The organism is Lentimicrobium sp. L6 (genome assembly GCF_013166655.1).
Classification (GTDB): Bacteria; Bacteroidota; Bacteroidia; order Bacteroidales; family UBA12170; genus UBA12170.
The window spans coordinates 1-22,283 of the sequence record NZ_JABKCA010000081.1 but is presented as its reverse complement, the minus strand read 5'-3'; the positions used below and the strand labels follow the sequence as shown (position 1 = coordinate 22,283).

General features: G+C 35.6%; 7 protein-coding genes and 1 tRNA gene. 3 read left to right on the top strand and 5 right to left on the bottom strand.

Annotated elements, in window-relative coordinates; translation table 11 throughout:
• The first annotated feature begins 63 nt into the window (after window positions 1-63).
• Together HNS38_RS17090 and HNS38_RS17085 are read left to right on the top strand one after the other, a co-directional pair.
• Window positions 64-1,587 (top strand): lipid A deacylase LpxR family protein, encoded by a 1,524-nt coding sequence (locus HNS38_RS17090; protein WP_172277831.1) that lies wholly within the window; start codon window positions 64-66, stop codon window positions 1,585-1,587.
• Between the two features lie 78 nt (window positions 1,588-1,665).
• The gene (locus HNS38_RS17085) at window positions 1,666-3,372 is read left to right on the top strand and encodes an NAD(P)/FAD-dependent oxidoreductase (protein ID WP_172277833.1); all 1,707 of its coding nucleotides are present in this window, start codon (window positions 1,666-1,668) and stop codon (window positions 3,370-3,372) included.
• 9 nt (window positions 3,373-3,381) lie between these two features.
• Here HNS38_RS17085 and HNS38_RS17080 read toward each other — a convergent pair whose 3' ends face one another.
• The 3 genes from HNS38_RS17080 to HNS38_RS17070 all read right to left on the bottom strand — a co-directional run bounded on the left by HNS38_RS17080 (window position 3,382) and on the right by HNS38_RS17070 (window position 19,584).
• Window positions 3,382-4,035: a MarC family protein gene (locus tag HNS38_RS17080; protein WP_172277836.1), complete on the bottom strand. Its 654-nt coding sequence runs from the start codon at window positions 4,033-4,035 to the stop codon at window positions 3,382-3,384.
• 58 nt (window positions 4,036-4,093) lie between these two features.
• Entirely contained in the window at window positions 4,094-18,328 is a 14,235-nt protein-coding gene (locus tag HNS38_RS17075) for a PKD domain-containing protein (RefSeq protein ID WP_172346802.1), read from the bottom strand.
• A 350-nt stretch (window positions 18,329-18,678) separates the two neighbouring features.
• On the bottom strand, window positions 18,679-19,584 hold the full coding sequence (locus HNS38_RS17070) for an ABC transporter permease (RefSeq protein ID WP_172346801.1): 906 nt from the start codon (window positions 19,582-19,584) through the stop codon (window positions 18,679-18,681).
• A 262-nt stretch (window positions 19,585-19,846) separates the two neighbouring features.
• Here HNS38_RS17070 and HNS38_RS17065 point away from each other — a divergent pair.
• A tRNA-His gene (locus tag HNS38_RS17065) sits at window positions 19,847-19,922 on the top strand.
• A gap of 84 nt (window positions 19,923-20,006) precedes the next feature.
• On the opposite strand, the gene HNS38_RS17060 is transcribed toward HNS38_RS17065, so the two are convergent.
• Both HNS38_RS17060 and HNS38_RS17055 read right to left on the bottom strand, forming a co-directional pair.
• Window positions 20,007-20,888: a sensor histidine kinase KdpD gene (locus tag HNS38_RS17060; RefSeq protein WP_172277840.1), complete on the bottom strand. Its 882-nt coding sequence runs from the start codon at window positions 20,886-20,888 to the stop codon at window positions 20,007-20,009.
• 108 nt (window positions 20,889-20,996) lie between these two features.
• Complete coding sequence (locus tag HNS38_RS17055) at window positions 20,997-21,845, bottom strand: cache domain-containing protein (protein ID WP_172346800.1); 849 nt, start codon at window positions 21,843-21,845, stop codon at window positions 20,997-20,999.
• Between the last annotated feature and the right edge of the window lie 438 nt (window positions 21,846-22,283).

Sequence of the window (22,283 nt, the reverse complement as noted above, 5' to 3'; positions counted from 1 at the left end):
TTTATTCTTTTTCACAACTAGAATAAGCTCAAAGCACTATCTTTGCTCGCTAAAACTAAAAACTTGCAGCGTAAAATAATCATAAGTCTTTTATTTATCATTCTCTTCATATTATTATGGAGAAGCTGCGAACCTGATCAAAAACATCCTCAAGAAGCACCTCAAATACCAATGGTTGAAACTCCTCCAAAGTTTTACATACAGGAAAGTGGTATATATCTTTTAAATAAGAATTGGGAGGAAATCCCGTTGGATAGTCTGTTGAGGACAGAACCTCATATAGAATTACTCCCTAGCCATTTTAAAGAAATTATTTTTATTACATCACAAGGCGATAGTATTCAATTTTCAATAGAAAAAATTTACAGCAAAGAACCTATTATATTTTTTAATAGAAATAAGGCTCCATTTCTTAGCAATAGAAAAGGTTATAATAAGAGTAGGTCATTTTTCTTTTCAGACTTAGTTCAAAATAAAGATACTTATATTCTAGAAAAAACCCATCATGTTTCACAAACTGTAATTGACGAAAAAACACCAATAAAGGCTGAAGAAAGAATATTATTTGCTTACGAATCCATCAAGTCTAAAACAATTGGATCATTGGATATTCCAACCATAAAAAGATCCCTCGAAAAGAAACAAGAACTAGAATTAGCAGATCGAAGTTTATATTATCCTCTTCTCAATTATAATCAATTTATTGAGCTTGGCTTTGATAATGATTTTTGGGACTATACCGATTATTACTATACAAATGGAGTATATTTAAGCTATAGCCATCCATTTTTTGTAGAATCTCCTCTCTCCTATTTACTAGTTTCAAATGGGAAAAGCGGTATAGATTACTATGGCATCACACTTGTACAAAATATGTATACTGGAATTCAACCTAAAGTAGATTCCATTGTGCCAGATGACAGACCATGGGCAGCTTATACCATGTTGGGGCAAAACTTAATATCCTTTGACTCAAAAAACAAGATGCAACATTATTCTGAAATCAACTTTGGAGTAGTAGGCCCTTATAGTGGAGGTGGATTTATACAAGACTTGGTTCATACCATCTTACCCAATAACTCACCTCCACAAGGGTGGCATAATCAAATTAATACAGATTATATCATAGATTACCAATATAAATTAAGAAGCCTCCTCTATGAAAATTATCAATTTGAATCCTATTTAATAGCGGGAGCTCAAATTGGTACACTTAGAGATAATCTGAAATGGGGATTTGGAGGGAAATATGGAAGTTTTATTCCTTTCTACCAAGATATAACGGCCTATAATCGAAAAAGATTATCACCTACTTTCCCTAGAAAAATACGCTTTAATTTCCTTATAGAAATAGAGACACAATTAATTGGATATGATGCCACTTTACAAGGCGGAGTTACCGACAGAAGAAGTGTTTATGTTATTCCTCCAGGGCAAATAAATAGATTTGTCATTGAAGGAACAGGAGGGTTAGTTCTATCTTATGGTCGTTTTGAATTACAATTTATTCAACATTGGAAGTCCAAAGAATTCAGAACAGGTAAAGATCATAAATACGTCAGTGTCCGATTAAAAACTGCATTTTAACGATTGTTAACTTCCCTTGATAATTAATAGAATTAACTAGTTCCTTTGTCAAATTTTTTTTTTACATTACATCATATTATGAGTAAAAACAATTCCTGCTTAAAAGATTCATATGATGTAGTAATCATTGGTGGAGGTATCAGTGGACTTACATCCTCTGCCTTATTGTCAAGGGTAGGTTTATCGTGCTGTGTCATCGAAATGGATGCTAGACCTGGTGGATATCTAGCTGGCTTTGATAGAGGTGCATTTCGCTTCGATTCTTCTATCCACTGGTTAAATAACTGCGCCGCTGAAGGATGGGTAGGAAGGATTTTTGATATTATTGGTGATGATTATCCAAAAGCAAAAATACAAAAGAACATCCGACGATTCATCTCTAAAGACTTTGACTATTTAGTCACAAATTATCCTGATAATCTCAAAAATCAATGGATAAAGGAATTCCCTGAAGACAAAAAAGGAATTACTCGATTTTTTCGAGATGCTAAAAGGATTTCAAAGTCTTTTGATGATTATATCAACTTGAGTAGGACTATGGATACCATGGGCGTTTTTGAAAAAGGTATTTATGGATTAAAAATGTTGAAATTTGCTATCCCATTTATACCACATCTAAAATATTCAGGAGAGGAGGGCATTAGCAAAGGCCTATCAAAATACTTTTCTAATCCTAAACTACAAAGTGTATTCTGCACGGAACCAGACTTACTATCCTGCTTAATTCCAATTTCTTGGGCCTATTCCAATAATTTCCAGACTCCTCCAACTGGTGGTAGTCAAAGCTTTCCTGAATGGTTAGTTCATTCAAGTAAAGAAATGGGTGCTGAGATATGTCTAAAATCAAAAGTTATAGAGATTCTAACTCAAAAGAATAATGTAAAGGGGGTGAAAGTCCAATTTAAATCAGAAACTAGGGAAATAAATGCCAAATATGTAGTTGCTGCCTGTGATGCAAGTTCCTTATATTCCAAGCTTCTTCCGAGTACTGAAGAAAATCAAAAAAAATCTAAGCAAATAGAAGATTCAGAAATGTATGCATCTGCACTAAGTGTTTCTATAGGATTAGATTGTAAGGCTGAGGATTTAGGTTTTGGTGAAGAAAATATTTATTTGGCAGACTCCTCATTAAATAGGGCTGAATTGGATAGTGGAGATCCTAAAACTAGCGGAATGCATATAATTGCATCATCGGTCAGGGATAAATCATTGGCTCCTTTATCAAAGGGCACACTCACCTTATTTATCCCAGCTTGGATTGAGCAGAATAATTATTGGGCTTGTGTTAGAGACGAACATGGCCAATTTAAAAGAACAAAAGCTTATAGAGATTTGAAAGCTGAATATGCCAATATTTTAATAGATAGAGTTAGAGATTCCATTGCACCTAATATTAGAGATCATATTGAATATTTGGATGTAGCCACTCCTATTACACTGCTCAGATATACTGGAAATAGAAATGGTAGCATGATGGGACAAAAGCCTGGTAAGAAAAATATGCAAGCCAATGTAGCTTCCTATAAAACACCCTATAAAAACCTTTATCAAAGTGGTCATTGGGCTGATTTAGGTGGCGGGATTTTAATTGCCATGAAATCTTCAGTCAATACGACTCTAATGATTCTTAAAAAGGAAAAACCAATGCATTTCAAATTATTAGCCAAATATATCGATGGAAAAATCCCTCTATCTCAACTGAAAAGTTTTCAGGATTGGAAATTATATGATAACTCATGGGTTCAGGAACTCACTCCTGCACAAAAGTTAGGAACAGAGAAATAACACATTCGATTATTGAATTTTGAGAATCCCCTGAATAATTGGTGTTAACCCTGCAAAGAAAAACTCAACCGCAATAACCATCACTATCAATCCCATTAACTTCAGCATAATTTTATTCCCAGTCTCCCCAAGGAATTTAATAATCGTTCCACCACTGATATAAATAACTAGAGTTAATAGCATGGTTATTATAATTGTCCCTATTAGAATAGCCTTTAGCATAAGCGTATCAGAATCTTGCATCAATACAATAGAGTTTGTAATTGCCCCAGGTCCAGCAATCATAGGTATTCCAAGGGGAGTTACCGCTATATCATCTACATATTCCTTTACTTCATTGGGATTTATGCTTTTCAAAGAACTCAAACGAGCGTTTAACATATCATAACCCATCATAAAGAATATAATTCCACCGACAACTCTAAAACTATCTACAGATATACCAAAAAACTGAAATAGCATTTGTCCTCCAAAAGCAAATATTAATAAAGTAATAAAAGCAGTAATAACAGCTTTCAATGCCGTTCTTGCCCTCTCCTTTTTATTCAAGTTCGCTGTCATGGTCAGAAATACTGGCATGGATCCCAAAGGATTAATCAAACTAAAAAAGCTTGTGAAGTATAATAAAGCGACTGTGAATAAATCTGTATATCCAGCGTTCATGAGTATTTTTTTTGCAAATGTAAAAAAACGGCCTGATAAATATCAGGCCGTGCAAAAATTATCTCACTAATGTGACTATCCCTTTATATAGATGCTCATTATTAAACGAATCCTTTACTCTAATAATCCAAGAATAAACTCCCAAAGGTGCTTGCTCTTTTGATGACGTTTGGAAATCACCTTTCCAATGCTCCAATGGATCTTTAGTCTCAAATAATAACTCTCCCCAACGGCTATATATTAAAAACTCATAATCAGTACCTTGGAAATAGGAACCTACTGGCCCAAACGCATCATTCAATCCATTATCGTTTGGTGAAAAAGCATTTGGCATATAGAATGAGAATACCGGATCAACGAATAAGGTATTAGATATAGTATCCACACATCCATTCTGATCTTGGATAGTTAATAAAACTCTAAAGCTTCCAGTATCTTGATAAATATGCATTGGGTCTAAGCCAATGGTATCATTATTGTCACCAAAATCCCAATGATAGTATTCTACAGGTGAAACTGTACCCATACTTCTATCATTAAAATAAACTTCAGGCTCTCTAATACTTGGGTCTTCAGGGTAATATCCAAAGTCAGCAATTGGTTTGTCGAAAACGTTGAAACCACTAATGCTATCAATACCTGAACAACCTAATTCACTCACCACTCTCGAAATAACATTATAATTACCAATCTCTAATTGATGATGCAAACTGTCCACATCAGTATAAACGGTGTCATTGAAGCCAAATATCCACTGATAATAAGCAATATTACCCTCCTCTAATAAGGCCGTATCTCGGAAAAATATTTCATTTTCTGGCCCACAACCAAAGTCTCGATCGGCAAATAAGTGATTTAATGGAGAAGGATTAATATTAATATCCCTATCTGTTGAATTGGTACATCCTGAATCTGAAATCGCAATTAAACTGGGTTGATATAAACCACCATACTCATACCAATAAGCAGGATTCTGTAAATATGATGTATCTCTTTCGGAATACTGATCTCCGAAAACCCATCTCCAGCCTACAACTTCGCCATTAAACACCCATGAATGGTCAATAAAATGGATGGAATCGCGACTACACATTAGATTCTCTTGAATGTCAAAAGCTGCATTTGGCGTTTCATTTACATAAAGCCCTTTTGTGGTTCCTACCGTAAAATCACCAAATTCGTTGGTGGCAATTAGTTTCATTTGCACATCTTTCATTCCAACAGTTGTATAAGTATGATATACAGTATCACCTGACTCAATAGGTAATTCATAGATAACTCCATCCCCAAAGTTCCATATGATAGAATCAATAGTTACTCCTTCATTATTCACAAATGAATGATTGATAAATTGAACTTCTTGTCCTAAACAAGCAGGATTGCTAAATTGGAAACTCAAATCGATACAACTCTCTCGTTCAACTACAAACTCAGTAGTTTGAATACAACCATTAGAATTGGTTAAGCTTATAGAAGCTATATACTCATTTGCTCCTGCTGGATAGTTATGTTCGAGAGGATCTGGATAATTACTAGAGTTAAAAGTTTCATAGGTACCATCCCCATATTCGAAATGGTAAAGGATAATAGAATCAGCATTGGCTATAGAATGATTATAAAACTTACTAGGATCACTACAACTGGCTTCTGGAATAAAATAATCAACAATTGGAGCGGGATAAACCTTCACTGCCTGGTTGATAACTATGGTTTCACATCCACCATCATCTACTCCAATTAAGGTAGCATAGAAAGTTCCTCCAGCAGGATATTGATGATAAATAGTATCACTATGAACAATAGTATCGGTATTATCACCAAAGAACCATTGCCATGTAGCCACCTGATCGTTCTCAGGTTGTATGAGCTCAGCAATTAATCGCGTTTCTTCTCCTTCACAAACTATATTGGAAGTGAATGCTATTTCCATACTTGGTTTTACCTCCACTGTATTCATAGCGGTATCTTGACAACCAAATTCATCTGTTATAATCATTTCCACATCATAAAACTGCCCTGTTTCAATATAAGAATGCACTGGATTTTGGTTATAAGCGAAAGCTTCATCACCAAAATTCCATTGCCAAGCTATTCCATTTGTTCCAGCAAGGTGTGCAGTAGTATCGAAAAAGTGAATAATTCCAGTTTGACAAGCTGTATCTGCATGTATAAAGCCAGCGATTGGAGTAGGTCGAACTTCAAAATAACGATAGAAGTAGGCACTTTGACATCCTAGTGTATCATAAACGGAGAGTGAGACTGTAAAATCACCTATATTTTCGTAGCTATGGAATACATTAGGGTTTTCCGGTGCATTAATGACTAACTCATCAGAACCATCACCAAAATCCCAAACCCAAGTAACTATTTCATTATTTTCAGTAAACGACGAATCACTAAATAAAACGGGCACATTCTGACAACTTGCATTTCCTAATTTAAAGAATGCAGTTGGGGCCGGAGAAACAATCACTTCTTGGATAATCTCACCCGAACAGCCGGATGTATCGGTAATAGTTAATATCACATCATAAATTCCAGCTTCAGTATAGGTGTAGGTTGGATTTTGAAGACTTGAGGTATCATTTAAACTAGTTGGATCATTAAAGTTCCAGAACCAAGCGGCTATACTATCTACGGCTGAAATGGATTCATCTGTAAATTGAATAGGCGTGCCTAAACAAGATGTTTCGTAGCTAAAGGCTGCTGATGGCCCATTAGAAATGGTTAATGGAACCCAAGTAGTATCTTTACAACCATAAGTATTTGTAATCATTAATTCCACGAGATACTCCCCTGAATTTTCATAAGCATGGAATAAATTTACTTGTAGATTGGTATCTACGACTACACCATCTCCGAAATCCCAAACCAGTTGGGTAATCAAACCTGTTCCGGCATCGGATGTTGGAGAAAATTGCAATAAAGTATTTTCACATTCCACACCACCAGTAATTTGGAAACTAGCTTGAGGAGCCTCATAAACAAAAACATCTAAGCTGACACAGTCTGATGAGCCACATACTCCACTATAACTAGCCCAATTTGCAGTAAACACTTGGGACTGAGCTGGACGAGCAATTCTTATGGAGTCGCCTTTTGGAGATAGTTTTTTCATATCTACCTCAGGGATAGTATCATTACCACAATAGGGACCATAGAACCAAACTGCTTCGAAGCCACTTCCACCTTCTAATACCAAAGTAATAGAATCAATAGTATTATCACAAATTAAATTCTCAAGCACGTGCATTTGAATGGGTTCAATTGGAGTTGGAGGTACATTTATTTGAATGGTTATACAGTCTGTACTGTCACAAATAGTTTTCCATTTGGCAAAATATACGGTGGTATCTTGTGGACTTGGAATACTAATAGAGCTTAAATTAGTCACTGCAACTATAGGACCATCACAACTATCCTTAGTCCAGGTTATTTCATCACCCTCCCCTCCTACTGCTGTTAAGGTAATATTTGCTACCGAACCACTACAGAAATTATTATGGCTAGTATAAACACTATCCATGATTATGGGTTGTGGATATACTGAAATATCAATATCAACACATTCTGAAACTTCACAAGGTGTGGCCCAATAAGCGTAGAAGGTAGTATCTGTGCTTGGAGCTGGAATAACAATGGTATCTCGCATAGGAGATTGATAATAGAAAGAACTAGGATCAAGTTCAATCCCTCCACAATAATCGGAGAACCAAACTACAGAATCTCCACTACCACCATTCATTACCAATTGAATTTCTGACAAGTTACCCGCACAAAGAGCATTGGTATCACTGATGATGGTGATAGGATCAGTAGTTGGAGGATAAATGATAAGTTCTGTGCTTTTACATGCAGAGACTCCACATGGAGTCACCCATTTCGCAAAATAAGTAGTATTTACATTTGGAGGAGGCACTTTAAAATCATTACCATTTCCTAGGAAAACTCCATTATTACAATTTCCAGCATACCATTCAATTTTAACACCACTTCCTCCTTCTACAATTAATGTAATAGAATCTGCAGAACCAAAACAAATGGTTGAGGGGAAAGTATAGGCTGTATCAGCAGCTATTGGATCTGCAAAAACATAAACCTCTACAGCAATATTTCCACCTACCTGCTCACATGGAGTAGCTCTGAATGGATAATATATTGTATTTACTGTTGGAGGAATAATTTCGATAGTATCACCAGAAGCACTCATTACATTTAAAATACTATCTATTGGTAACGGATATAATCCTAAAGAATCGTAATGCCATATTACAGAATCTCCTCTTCCACCGAAAGCTCTTAATTGTAATTTGTTTAATGTATTTCTGCAGAAGAAATTAGAATCAGCATCAGCAATAGCTACTGCTTCAGCTGGCGGTGTAACTCTTACTCTTACACTTTCTGTACAACCAGACTCACCACAGTCGTTAATCCAATTGGCAAAATAAATAGTAGTAGTATCAGGAGTTGGGATATGTAAAGGGGCACCATTGGTTTGGCCCACTACTAATCCAGTACAAGAATCTTGAGTCCATTCTAAAATGGAACCATAATTACCACCTGTAATAAATAAGGCAATAGAATCTTGATCTTCATTACAAACCACATCTGGAGTCGCCCAAGCGTTATCGGGTAAAGTTGGATTCTGATTCACCACAATATAATTATCGGCACATATATCACTAACTCCACATTCTGTTTCCCACTGTGCAAAATAATAAGTGGATACTTCAGGAGCTGGTATTACAATTAATGAAGAATCTCCATTTGCAGTTAGAATCTCTGGACTATTACCTCCACATGAGGTCTCAAACCAATTCACCCAAGTTCCATTTCCTCCAATAGCTTCTAGGGTTATTGTTTCTATAGAATTCACACAAATCTCTGGATCACTAATTTGAATCACAGAAACATTTTGAGGAGCTCCCTCTACTAATGTGGTGGCTGTATATTGATTTGAACAACCTGTATTTATATCTTGGTATTGATATACAATATCATGATACCCTATACCTGCCACAGAAGGTAGAAATTGAGCGCTACCATCTCCATTATCAGTTATACCAGCTCCAGAAAAAATTCCATATCCAGGATAATTTCCATTGATGGTAACTTCTGCTCCTGCAATACAATATATGGCTTCCAAATCTAGTATTTCAACTATAGGTCGGTCATGTACTGTTATAGTTTGCATAGCGGTATCATAACATCCACTAATAGGATTGGTATAGGTGTAAATAATATCATGTATACCTGCTCCAGCGTATTCTGGATGGAAAATATAATCACCAGTTGGTAATAATATAATCCCTGGACTCCCTGTATAGGTACCTCCACTTGGTGTTCCAGTATTTAAATAGAGAATGAAATCATAAATACAAACATCAGCATAAGGAGGTAGTTCTACTATAGGTAGTTCAATAATATTTAAACTAACTGGAGTAGGATTACTCTCACAACCGGTAATAGTATGAATTTGTGTTACTGAATACTCGTAAACTCCAACATTGGTCATTCCAGTAGCATAAGTATTTCCAGAATGGATAGAATCACCAAGGCTATCATACCAGATTAATTGGAATCCAGGTTCCCCTAGAGCTGTTAGATCTGGAACTGTTTCACTAAAACAAACATCCACATCAGTTGCTATTGGTGCATTTGGAAGCTCAATGATATTTACATCTTGGAAATATGTAGATTCACAAGAGTTTAAATCATTATAAGTATAAGATATGGAATAAATATTATTTTCTATCAAACTTGAAGGACTAAACAATGCGGTTCCATCTCCATTATCTGTGACACCACTTCCAGTGAAGTAACCAGAACTTTGTGCATCTGGTAATGGATCTCCTGTGATTAGAATATCTCCATCATTTACACAATAATTAGATTCTAAACCTAGAATTTGTACAATTGGTAAAGCATGAACATTTACCAATTGTATTTCTGAATTATCACAGAAATTAGGGTCAGAATAGATATAAGTAATTTGAATATTCAAGCCTGTTCCAGCCAAAGCAGGATCAAAGCTTGCAGTTCCATCACCATTATCTGTTATTCCTAAACCAGTGAAGATACCTTCTGGTGCATGATTACCCACTAAAGTAGAAGTGGTTCCATCAATGCAATAATCAGTATTAAGTCCAGAAAATGAAACTGTTGGTAAAGCATGAATAATGGTTTGTTGAATTGATGTATTGCTACATAAATTACCATCAGAATAGGTATAAGTAATTTCATAAGGTCCACCAATACCTGCTGAGGATGGATTAAAGATAGCAGTTCCATCTCCATTGTCAAAAATACCAACTCCACTAAAACTACCTCCTGGAGCATGATTTCCTGTTAATATTACTTCTGAATGATCAACACAATATTCAGGATTTAAAGTTCCAAAAGTAACTGTAGGTAAATCGTATACTTGAGTTTGACTAATTACAGTATTTGAGCAGCCATCAGGATTGGTAAAAGAATACTCAATATCATAGGGACCACCAATTCCGGCTGAAACAGGATCAAATATGGCTGTACCATTAGCATTATCAGTTATCCCAGGACCAGAAAACTGTCCAAATGGCGCTTCACTACCGGTAATTAAGATTGGGCTTGCATTTACACAATACCCAATATCTAAACCAGAGATACTAATACTAGGTGCTGGAAATACGGTGGTTTGTTGTGTGTCAGTATTTGTACATGTATTTTCATCCGAAAAGGAATACATAATATCGTAGGGTCCACCGATTCCTGCTGCTATAGGATCGAATATAGCAGTTCCATCTCCATTATCAGTAATACCAGGACCTGAAAACAAACCAGTACTTAATGCTGAAGGAAGAGGATTTCCTGTTAATATAATAGAAGAAGCATCGTGACAATAGCTAATATCTAATCCATTAAAACTTACAGAAGGAAGAGGGTTTACATTAATAATAATTGGATCTGATACAGGACTGGCACACATATTAAGATCCGAAATCATAACGGTATAAGTTCCTGCTGTGCCAACTGTAATGGTTTGACTTGTCTCTCCAGTTGACCATAAATACTCATCAGCAACAGAAGATGTTAAATCAACACTCTCTCCTTCACAGAAAGTAGTTGGTCCATTTGCTGTAATCACAGGTTGAGCAGGAAGAGGATTTACCGTTACTGTACTTAATTCAACTAATGAACCTGCACAAGCATTTCCACCAGTCGCCAATACATTATATATAGTAGTTAGAGTTGGACTGACAAAGAATTCTAAGTCGAAACCTGTACCTTGAATAGCAGTTCCAATATTACTATTGTCAGCATTTAATCTCAATTGATAGCTAACCCCAAGTTCAGAATTTAGAATAATAATTGAAGCTGTTTCTCCCACACAAATCTCATCACTAGTCACTGTTAAATCTAAATCGGGAGTTGGAAGAACAGACACCACTGATTTATCTAATAACTCAATATTACAAGCATTGCTGGTTGTAGCATAAATATTATAAACAGTACTGGTTGTTGGATTAACATCGAATGTTAAAATACTACCATCCCCTGTTTGCGCCGTTCCTATTGGGCTATCATCACTATCTAATCGTAACTGATAGCTGATTCCAATTTCAGAATTATAAAGTAAAATACTTGCCGTTTCAGTGGCGCAAATGGTAGCATCATCAACAATTAAACTGGCATCAGGTAATGGATAAACAGTCACATCTGCTTTTTGATTTAATTCAACGCTACAAGAATTTCCACCAGTGGCTAACACATTATATAAGGTAGAAGCAGATGGAGTCACATAGAAAGATAAATCTCCGCCATTTCCATTGAGAGGAATTCCAACAAGAGTATTGTCACTATCTAAGCGCAATTGATAAGAAACTCCTATCTCAGAAGTATAAACTATAATTTCTGCAATTTCATTTTCACATATTGAAGGAGAACTCACCGCTAGGGTTTCATCTGGTGATGGGTTTACTGTTACTAAAGCTCTATCTAATAATTCAGTATCACAGCTATTGCTAGTATTAGCCAATACATTAAATAATGTGGTAGTATTAACAGCAACATTAAAAGTAATTGTTCCACTATTTCCAGAAATGGCAGCCCCAACATTAGAGTTATCACTATCTAAACGCAATTGATAGCTAACTCCTGGCTCTGAATTATCCACACTAATAATAGCATTTTCACCAAAACAAACGGTAGGGTCACTAACTGTTAGCGTATTGTTAGCCAAAGGATATACCTGTACGATGGATTTATCATTTAATTCTATGGAACAAGCATTGGCATCGAATGCTAAAATATTATAAGTGCTTGTTGTTAATGGATTATCGTGGAAAACTAGTGTTCCACCATTTCCTGATAAAGAACTTCCTATATTGGAATCATCACTATCTAATCGTAATTGATAATTCACTCCCAAAACAGAATTGAATAATACAATATCAGCTTGTTCACCATAACAAATGGCATCGTCACCGACAGTTAGCGTATGATCTGGCAATGGGTTAACTGTTACATTAGGTTTATCGATGAGCTCCACTGCGCATGCATTTACATTATAGGCATACACATTATATGTATTAGAAATATTGGTATTCACATTTAATAGAATATTTCCTCCAGTACCTGAAACAGGGACTCCAACATTAGAATTATCACTATCTAATCGTAATTGATAAGTTACTCCCAATTCAGAATTATATAGTGTAATAGAAGCTGTTTCACCAAAACACACATTGGCATCATCCACAATTAAGTGAGCATCTGGTGCATCAAAAACAGTTACTGTCGATTTAGTGATTAACTCTGCCGAACAACTATTAGAAGAAGTTGCTAAAACATTATAAATAGTTGTTGATGTTGGGCTAACGGAAAAATTAATATCATTCCCATTTCCAGGAATGGCAGCTCCTATATTGGTATTATCACTATCTAATCGTAATTGATAAGTTACACCAGCTACTGAGTTAGACAAGGTAATAACAGTTGATTCGCCAGCACAAGCCGAAGGACTAGTAAGTCCTAAAGTAACATCTGGTGTTGGATTCACTTGTACCACTGATTTGTCTATCATCTCATTTGAGCACATATTGGCATTTGTTGCCAATATATTATATGACGTTGTATTGATAGGAGAAACATTAAAAAGAAGGTTGGCCCCATTTCCAGGTTGTGCCGTTCCTACAGGACTGTCATCAGCATCTAATCGCAACTGATAACTGATACTAGGTAAAGAATTAAATAAAACAATAGAAGCCGTTTCTCCGAGGCAAATTTCTTCATCAGATAAAACCAGAGAATTATCTGGTAATGGATTAATAGTCACCACTGGCTTGGTAGCCATTTCCACGGAACAGGAATTTCCATCTGTCGCAAGAATATTATAAGTGGTCGTTGCTATTGGTGCCACATTATAAGTTAAATCAGCTCCTGTACCAATTAATGCTACTCCTTGATGCGAATCATCACTATCTAATCGAAGTTGATAACTCACTCCTAGCTCAGAGGCTTGGATAATGATGGTGCCAGGCTCCCCAAAACATACTGTGCTTCCCATGACTCCCAAATTATTATCTGGAAGAGGATTTACATAAACTATAGCCTTGTCAATCATTTCAATATCACAAGATGATGCATTTGTAGCTAAAACATTATAGGTGGATGTGACAAGTGGGCTTGCAGGAAAGGTAATCGCTAAACCTGTTCCCATTATTGGAGCTCCTATTAAAGAATTATCACTATCTAATCGTAACTGATAGCTGACATTTAACACGGAACTAGATTGCTCTATAAGCGCTATATTAGCTTCACAGATTACTACATCGGTGAAAGTAAAACTATCATCAGGTAAGTCGTTCACATGAACAGCAAGTGATTGTGAACTTACAGCTTCACATGAATTTGCATTATCATAATTAACGGATACTGATTGTACACCTAAGGAAGTCCAAGTGATGCTTATGGTATGATCGCTAGCGCTTCCACCTGCATCTATAATTCCACCAACCACAGCCCAACTATAATTAGTCATACCTGCATCCGTTGTATAGACTACACCAGACTCATTCAAACAAACTTCTTGTGAACCTGTCAAACTAATGACTGGAAGTTCATGCACTGTTGTGATAATCCCGGAACTGATATCTGTACAGCCTGAAACACTTTCTACTTCAACTGTCACTTCTTCCCCATCCAATAAACCTATTGTGGTATATGTATTTACACTACTTGGTCCTTGAACAGAAATACCATCCACAAAGAATTCATATGCATCTCCTCCGGAAGCAGTAAAAGTAACACTCTCTCCTAAGCATATTATATTATCTGCATCACTACTGCTTAGAAGGGGAATAGGAAGAGGGTTGACCGTCACTGTAGGTTGATGCAATAACTGATCAGAACAACCATTTGCATCTGATGCCAATATATTATATAAAGTCGTCGTCAATGGACTTACAGGGAAATTTAAATCTCCTCCATTACCATTTAAAGTAGGCCCAACATTAGAGTTATCTGAGTCCAATCGCAATTGATAAGTAATGCCGGGAATGGAGCTTTCTAATACTATAGTTGCTTGTTCACCAATACATATTTCATCATCGTTTACCACAAGGCTATTGTCTGGCAAATCATTCACATTAACAGTCAAGTTTGTTGCAGCAAGAGCAGTACATCCATTTAAGTTATTATAATTTACGTTTATAGATTGTGCTCCCACTGATGTCCAAGTAACCGTTGCTGTATTGTCATTTACAGTTCCCCCAGCATCAATAGTTCCGCCAACTATGTTCCATACATAATCGCTCATTCCAGCTTCTGTAGTATAAACAAAACCACTAGCATTTAAACAAACATCTTGGTCTCCTGTTATTGTTGGTATAGGTAATGGGTTGACTGTGGTTATAATTCCAGCACTGATATCAGAACAACTGGTTAATCCAAAAGAAGCTTCAACGGTTACTTCTTCACCATCCTCAAGAGTTGTAGTGGTAAATACATCTACATTACTTGGTCCTTGAACTGAACTACCATCAATAAAAAATTCATAAACATCTCCACCAGAAGCAGTAAAGCTTATACTTTCACCTAAACAAATAGTATTATCCACATCACTACTTATTAAACCAGCTACTGGATTTGGATTTGCTATAACAACAGGTTTAACTAATAACTCAACCAAACAACCTGTAGCATTGGAGGCTATCATGTTATAGGTAGTAGTATTTAGAGGAGTCACAATAAAGTTTAAATCTCCTCCAGTACCATTTAATGCTCCTCCTACTGGAGAATTATCAGCATCGAGTCTTAATTGATAGGTCACCCCTAATTCCGAAGCACTTAAAGTAATCAATGCAACATCCCCCGAGCAAATTTCATCATCACTTAAAGCTAAATCATCTGCTGGTAAGGCTATAACATCTACATTTAAAACAGTAGGGCTAGAAGCTGAACAAGCATTAGAGTTTTCATAATTTACATTGATATTTTGTATTCCTGGAGTATTCCAAGTTACGGTTGCTGTTTCGTCATTAATTCCACCACCTGCTGTTATAGTTCCTCCTATAACATTCCAAGAATAATTATTCATTCCGGATTCTGTAGTATAAACCTCTCCCATATCTCCTTCACAAACAAGTATATCTCCCGTGATTGTTGGCACTGGAGAATCTATAACAGTGGTCGTTATACCAGTACTGATATCATTACATACAGAAGCAGCAACAGATAGGTCTACAGTTACAATTTCTTGATCACTTAAGGTGGATGTCACATAAGTACTATTTGCTCCAGGGCCTTGAACACTCACACCATCCACAAAAAATTCGTAGGTGTCCGCAACACCTTCATTATCACTGGCTGTAAATGTTATTGAAGCACCATCACAAATAATATTATCTGCATCACTACTTAGTAGAACAGCATCTGGGGTCTGATTTACAGTCACTGGAATAATATCGGTATTATTACAACCAGCCGCATCCTCATAATAGTACGAGATATCGTAGTTTCCTGCACCTGCAACTCCAGGATCAAAGGTCCCATTACCAGCACCATCATCTGTTAATCCCCCTAGAGCTGTTGTAGAAAATATTCCATTTGATGGAGTTCCTGTAAAAGCATCAATACCATCATCAGTACAATAGCTAGCAGCTAAACCATTAATAGTAACAGTAGGTGAACCATAGACAAATGTGGTGGTTTGATCGGTGGCAGTACAAGTTCCATTAGTATAGGTATAAGTGATGGTAAAAACAGTATTATAATCAGCAGGATCACAATTAATTGGACTAAAAGTTGCTGAGTTATTTCCATTATCTATTAATGTTGTAGCATTAGTAGGAACAGGGCTTATCGAAAAGCTTCCAATAGCAGCATCTGTATTATTTCCTATAATAGTTTCATCCGCTTGAAGTCGACAATAATCAGCATCCAAACTAGAAATAGAGGCGGCCAAATCTAAAACGGTAATTCCTTGTGAATCAGCATTTGTACATGAGTTAGGAGCAGAATTGGTATAAGTATAGGTGATGGTATGAGGTCCTATCCCTTCAAGTGCAGGATCGAAGTCTGTACGTGTAGTTCCATCCACATCATAAACACCAATTCCACCACTTGGGTTTCCATTTCCTCCTATTATTGTAGAGGGCGCATCTTGCAAACAAACATTTAAGAAAGGATCTAATGTCACTGTTGGTTGAGCTTTAACGGTTATATTTCTAGTGACTATTGTTGATGTACATCCTCCAGTAGGATCATCATAAGCAACCTGAACAGTTTGAGCTCCAGTCACATTCCAGTTCACTGTAACAGAATTAGAATTACCTCCTCCGGCTGTTACCGTTCCCCCAGCTGAAACAGCCCAACTATAATTATCCATTCCAGCCTCAGTTGCATATGTGATTTCCACATTTTGACAAGGATTGGCATTTCCTGAGATAGTTGGAACTAAAATTGCTCTAACTTCAGTTGTTCTTAACACCTGATTTGTACATGTATTCCCATCCGTAAAAGTATAGGTGATATCATAAACACCAGCTCCAGCTAATGTTGGATTAAAGTCTGCTGTTCCATCTGTATTATCAGTAAAAGCAGCTGTGTTAGGTAAAATTGAAAAAGAACCATCAGGGGCAAAATTTCCAGAGATTATATCCAAAGGATCTCCTTCGCAATAATAATTACTCAAACCTGAAATAGATACAGAAGGTAAGGGATTTACAATTACGGTTTGAGTACTGGTGGAATTACAAGAATTACCATCTATATAAGTATAGGTGATATCTACTGAACCACTCAAGCCAGAAGGATCGAAAATACCCGTCCCATCACCATTATTTGTAACGCCTGGGCCAGAAAAAACTCCCGTACTTGTTGGTGGGTTAGGAATTGGATTACCTGTTAAATTATAAGGAGCATGATCAGCACACACTTCAGCTGGTAGATTTGGGGTGAAAGAAACAACTAAAGGGGGTAATATTTCAAAAGGCACTGTAATTGAACGAGTACAAGCATCCTTACTTACAGTATATGTTAGATTATATATATCTAAAGCCATATTTACGGGAGAGATAACTCCAGTACCATCTCCATTATCTGTAAATCCAGTTGAAGCAGGTGATATTGAGAAAACTTTAGATAAATACCCATAATTATAAACTCCACTTATATTATCATCAGCCGCATCCTTACAATAAGGACTATCTATTCCATTAATCGCCATCCCCGCTTGATCTACCTGATAAACAACAACCGTATAATTATCACAAACAGACTGACATCCACTAGCGTCTTCGTATAAAGCAAAATAGGTTTCTGTTGCTGTAGGAGCTGCTATGGAAAGGTTATTTCCTGTTCCAATCTCAGTCCCTCCACAAAAATCATCATACCAACGCAAAACAGTTCCGGAACCATCAGATACGGAAAGTGTAATATTCCCACCACGATCCATACAGAAACCATCATCACTAGGTGTAATTGTTGTAGGAGCAGTTGGACCATATACAGTAATAGTTTGATCAATATTACCACCACTGTCAGGATGCCATTTTATTGTAAATGTTCCATTACCAGACAGTGAAGGATCAAAGAAATGATCAGATAATCCCGGATTTGGAGGACCAAGTATATTAAAAGTTCCATTATCAGGCTCAACGTAATCGTACAAATCAATGACTGCATTGGTATTACATTGATTCGGAATAGGATCAAAAGTCTGCGCCCACAAAACACTAGGAACCAAACACAATAAAGCAATAATTAAAAATATAGGTTTAGAAAAGAGTCGAGTATAGATATTATATCTCATAATAGATAGTTTGTTGTTTAATACATTCTAATTTGTTCGCTTCAATTAAATGCATTCCCCCTGAAACAAAAAAATTGATTTTGATAATTTATATCAAATAAAAACCATATTGAGTGATATAAATCGCTTCTATTTCTCTTTCTTTTCAAAATAAAATATTTCCGTAGCTTGGCTATGCAAATATTTTATTTCTCAACGAAGAAAAATATAACTCAATTTATTTATCCCTCATACGGATATTTAATTGATATGATTTCTACGTAAAAATAGCTCAAAAGGTTTATGCTTTTCAACATAAAATTAAGAATTTTTTAGGAATTTTTCTAGAAAAATAAATCGAGAGTTAAATACTATATATACCTTTTTAGTATACGGCCTATCATCATAAATGAGAAAACTATAGAAACAATAAGCATTCCAGGAAAAAAGGAAAGCCATGGATATCCAAAAAAGATACCTATATAAGATTCTCGAATCATTCCACCCAAACTTGGAATGGGAGGAGTTACACCTAAACCTAAGAAACTTAATCCTGCTTCTACTAATATGGCTGTAGAAAAATTGGCTGCAGAAATCACAATCACGGGACCCCATATATTTGGTAGGATATGCTTGGTGATGATCCTAGTATTGGAATAAGCCAAAGCATGAGCAGCCTCAATATACTCATTCTGCTTGATGGACATCACTTGTCCTCTAACTACTCTCGCTACTTCCACCCACATGCTTAAGCCAATGGCAATAAACATTTGCCAAAATCCTTTTCCTAATGCAAAACTAATGGCAATGATGAGCAATAAGGAGGGTAAAGACCAAATGACATTGATAAACCACATCACTAATTGATCGACCCATCTGCCATAATATCCAGCAATGGCACCAAGGCTGACTCCAATTAATAAAGAAATTAATACTGAAATAAAGCCTACCGATAAACTGATTCTTAAACCAATGATTAAGCGGCTTAATACATCTCTTCCGAATTGGTCGGTTCCTAGCCAAAATACTTTCCTTGCAATATGCTCGGTAATGAAAGTTTTGGCTTTATCTTGGACTAGAAAACTCAATATTTCTTTATTATTGGCCAAAAGGGGATCGATGACTAAAAGATGAATAGAGTCATTTTGTATTTTATAAGAAGAAATGGCCAGCTCCGAGCGATATTCCCTTTTTCCAAAAACTAGGGTTTTTAAGATATTGGCAGCCGGTTCTTCCTCTTCTGAATAGAAATAACAGGAATATCCGGGCGATTTCATGCTAATTTCTAGATGTTGATTATTAGCAAATGAACTGGAATCAGGTGTGATAAGATAGCCCAAAACCGCCAAAGAACAGAGAAACAACAAATAGATAATCAAGTATTTAGAGGTATTATCCCTAAACAATCCTGACCAGATTTTCGATTTATATTTTAGCTTTCCTATTTTGATTCGACCAATTTACGAAGATTTTTTTCAAAAAAATAAAAAATACTGTTGATAGAAATAAGAATTCGCTTATCTTTGCACTCTCAAAAATGGTGATTGTAGCTCAGTTGGTTAGAGCGCCGGATTGTGGTTCCGGAGGTCGCCGGTTCGAGACCGGTCTTTCACCCAAAAAGCTGTCCTTATAAAGGATGGCTTTTTTTGATCTAATGGGTTTGCAGAGAGACTCATTTACAAGCTTTTATAATAAAACACTAAGCTTCAGAATTTGGAATTCGAAACCAAAAAACGGAACCGCTACCTAGTTCGCTCTCCACTCCAATTTCGCCATTCTGTTTTTCTATAAATTCTTTACACAGCATCAATCCTAAGCCTGTTCCTTTTTCGTTATTGGTACCTGGGATACTTTCTATTTCTGAAATTTGAAAAAGAGTATTCATTTTTTCTTTTGAAATTCCTGTTCCACAATCCTTGATAGAACAATACAAATCATTATTGATAAAATATGCTTTTAGTTCTATTTCACCTTTATTAGAATATTTTATGGCATTTGATATTAGGTTTCTGATAACTGTACTCATCATATTTCTATCAGAAGAAATGAATATCTGACCATCAATTATTCTTTTAAGGACTATTTCTTTATCTTGAGCTTGCAGATCCAGAAAATGAAATATTTCGTCGACAAGGTCATTAAAACAGAATTTTTCAGGGACAAAACTTATTCTATTTGTTTGAGAGCTCGACCAATCAAGGAGGTTGATTAACAAGTAGTATGTTTTAGTTAAAGTAGTATTTAAAGTACTACTATACTTTTTCACATTGGAAAGGTCACCTTCATTTAGCTCTTCTTCGAGCATATTACTAAATCCCAATAAGGAACTAAAAGGGCCTTTTAAATCGTGTGCTATTATTGAAAACAACCTGTCTTTTGATTCATTACTAATTTTCAAAGACTGCATGGCCAAACGTCTGTAGTATTGAGCTTCGGCTAATCTCCATGAAACAAATAAAAGACCCAAAGAAAATAGTATAATAAGCACGGCGACCCAGATTCTTCTATAAATAAACTTATCTTCAATAACCTCAATTGGTACAAAAGAAACAATTTTCCAATAATAGTCTTTAGATTTCATATACATTTCGCTAGAAACAAAATCTGACCAATTAGACTTGTTGTTTTTTTGTCCTTCGAGGAGCGGATATATTGTTTTAAATGTAAATAAGCCATTATCATTAATGAACTAAGAAGCCTCATTATCACAAATTTCTTCCCATTCATTTTTTAAATCATATTGAAAGGTAATATCCTTCTTACCATCAAACATAAAGCCCCATTCTTTTTCGGGAGAGGGCCCTTGCAAATAATAACCCTTAGAATTCAATAGCATTACTTCACTATATACCATAGAATTTGTACTATCTCCAAGTTGGTGTAGGATTCTATCTCCAAAAAAGTTAAATATTATGATTCCCTTTTTTTCATCATCATTGTCGAATATGGGTGTAGCGATACGAATCATTGGTTTTAATGGCAATTCTATCTCCCCATTTTCAATATTCAGATCCATGGAAGAAACAAAAACCTCTCCTTTATTTAATTTAATGGCATCTTTAAAATAATATCGATCAGCTTTGTTTTGAAGTTGATTCTTAGGAGCGAGGACGGGTTCGCCTTTATTATAATTGACTCTAATAACTTCTACACCATGAATATCAATAATCCTACACTGATCATATACCTGTTGATATTCAACAATACTTAGAATTTCATCACTTAAATCGTTAACAAATTCTTCATTTTGAAATTCCCAATATTTCTCAATAGATCTATTAGATTTTAAAATCAAAAGATCGTGGATCACATGTCCTATTTCTTCTTCAATATTTTTAAGTTTATTGTCAACTATACTTGTTTCGACATCTTTGATAAGCTTTATTTCTAGGCTTTCTTGAGTCTTTAGTATAAAAATAGAACCCAGTAGCACCAGCAAAAAGATAGGTCCAAAAACAAGAAGGGTATTAAATAGTATCCTCTTATCAATTTTTTTAGATCCTTTAGTACTATGGTTTTTCTGATCACTATCTTTCATCAACATTTATATTAACAGAGTTCGGAACATTTAGTTTAAGAATACTAAATGTAATAATATGTTTAAGAGAGACAATTGCTTAGTAAATATAAGTCATTATACCTTACAAAACAAGAATGATAGGTCCAATAACAGGGCAAACTCATACTTATTCAAAAATGCTACAAATGCATGAATAGATCCTATTATAACATAAAAAGCTAGCACGGAAATGTTTTCCGTGCGAATACAGTAGCGAAAAAAGCCTATTTTAACCGTACGGATTGCAAATCCGTACAAGCCCTGTCAAAAAAACTAACCAAATTAAAAGTATGAGTTTGCCCTGGGGCCAATAAAAAATCCCACCTTGAAGGATGAGATTCATTTATAAGGAATAAAATATTTTTATAGGGTTACCCATTTAAGTCTCGTGTAATTTAATCGAAGCGTAAGCAATCG

Excerpts from the sequence above, each read along its gene's own strand:
- HNS38_RS17085 (WP_172277833.1), top strand. The coding sequence starts at position 1,666 with ATGAGTAAAAACAATTCCTGCTTAAAAGATTCATATGATGTAGTAATC.
- HNS38_RS17080 (WP_172277836.1), bottom strand. The coding sequence starts at position 4,035 with ATGAACGCTGGATATACAGATTTATTCACAGTCGCTTTATTATACTTC.
- HNS38_RS17075 (WP_172346802.1), bottom strand. The coding sequence starts at position 18,328 with ATGAGATATAATATCTATACTCGACTCTTTTCTAAACCTATATTTTTA.
- HNS38_RS17070 (WP_172346801.1), bottom strand. The coding sequence starts at position 19,584 with ATGAAATCGCCCGGATATTCCTGTTATTTCTATTCAGAAGAGGAAGAA.
- HNS38_RS17060 (WP_172277840.1), bottom strand. The coding sequence starts at position 20,888 with ATGAAATCTAAAGACTATTATTGGAAAATTGTTTCTTTTGTACCAATT.
- HNS38_RS17055 (WP_172346800.1), bottom strand. The coding sequence starts at position 21,845 with ATGAAAGATAGTGATCAGAAAAACCATAGTACTAAAGGATCTAAAAAA.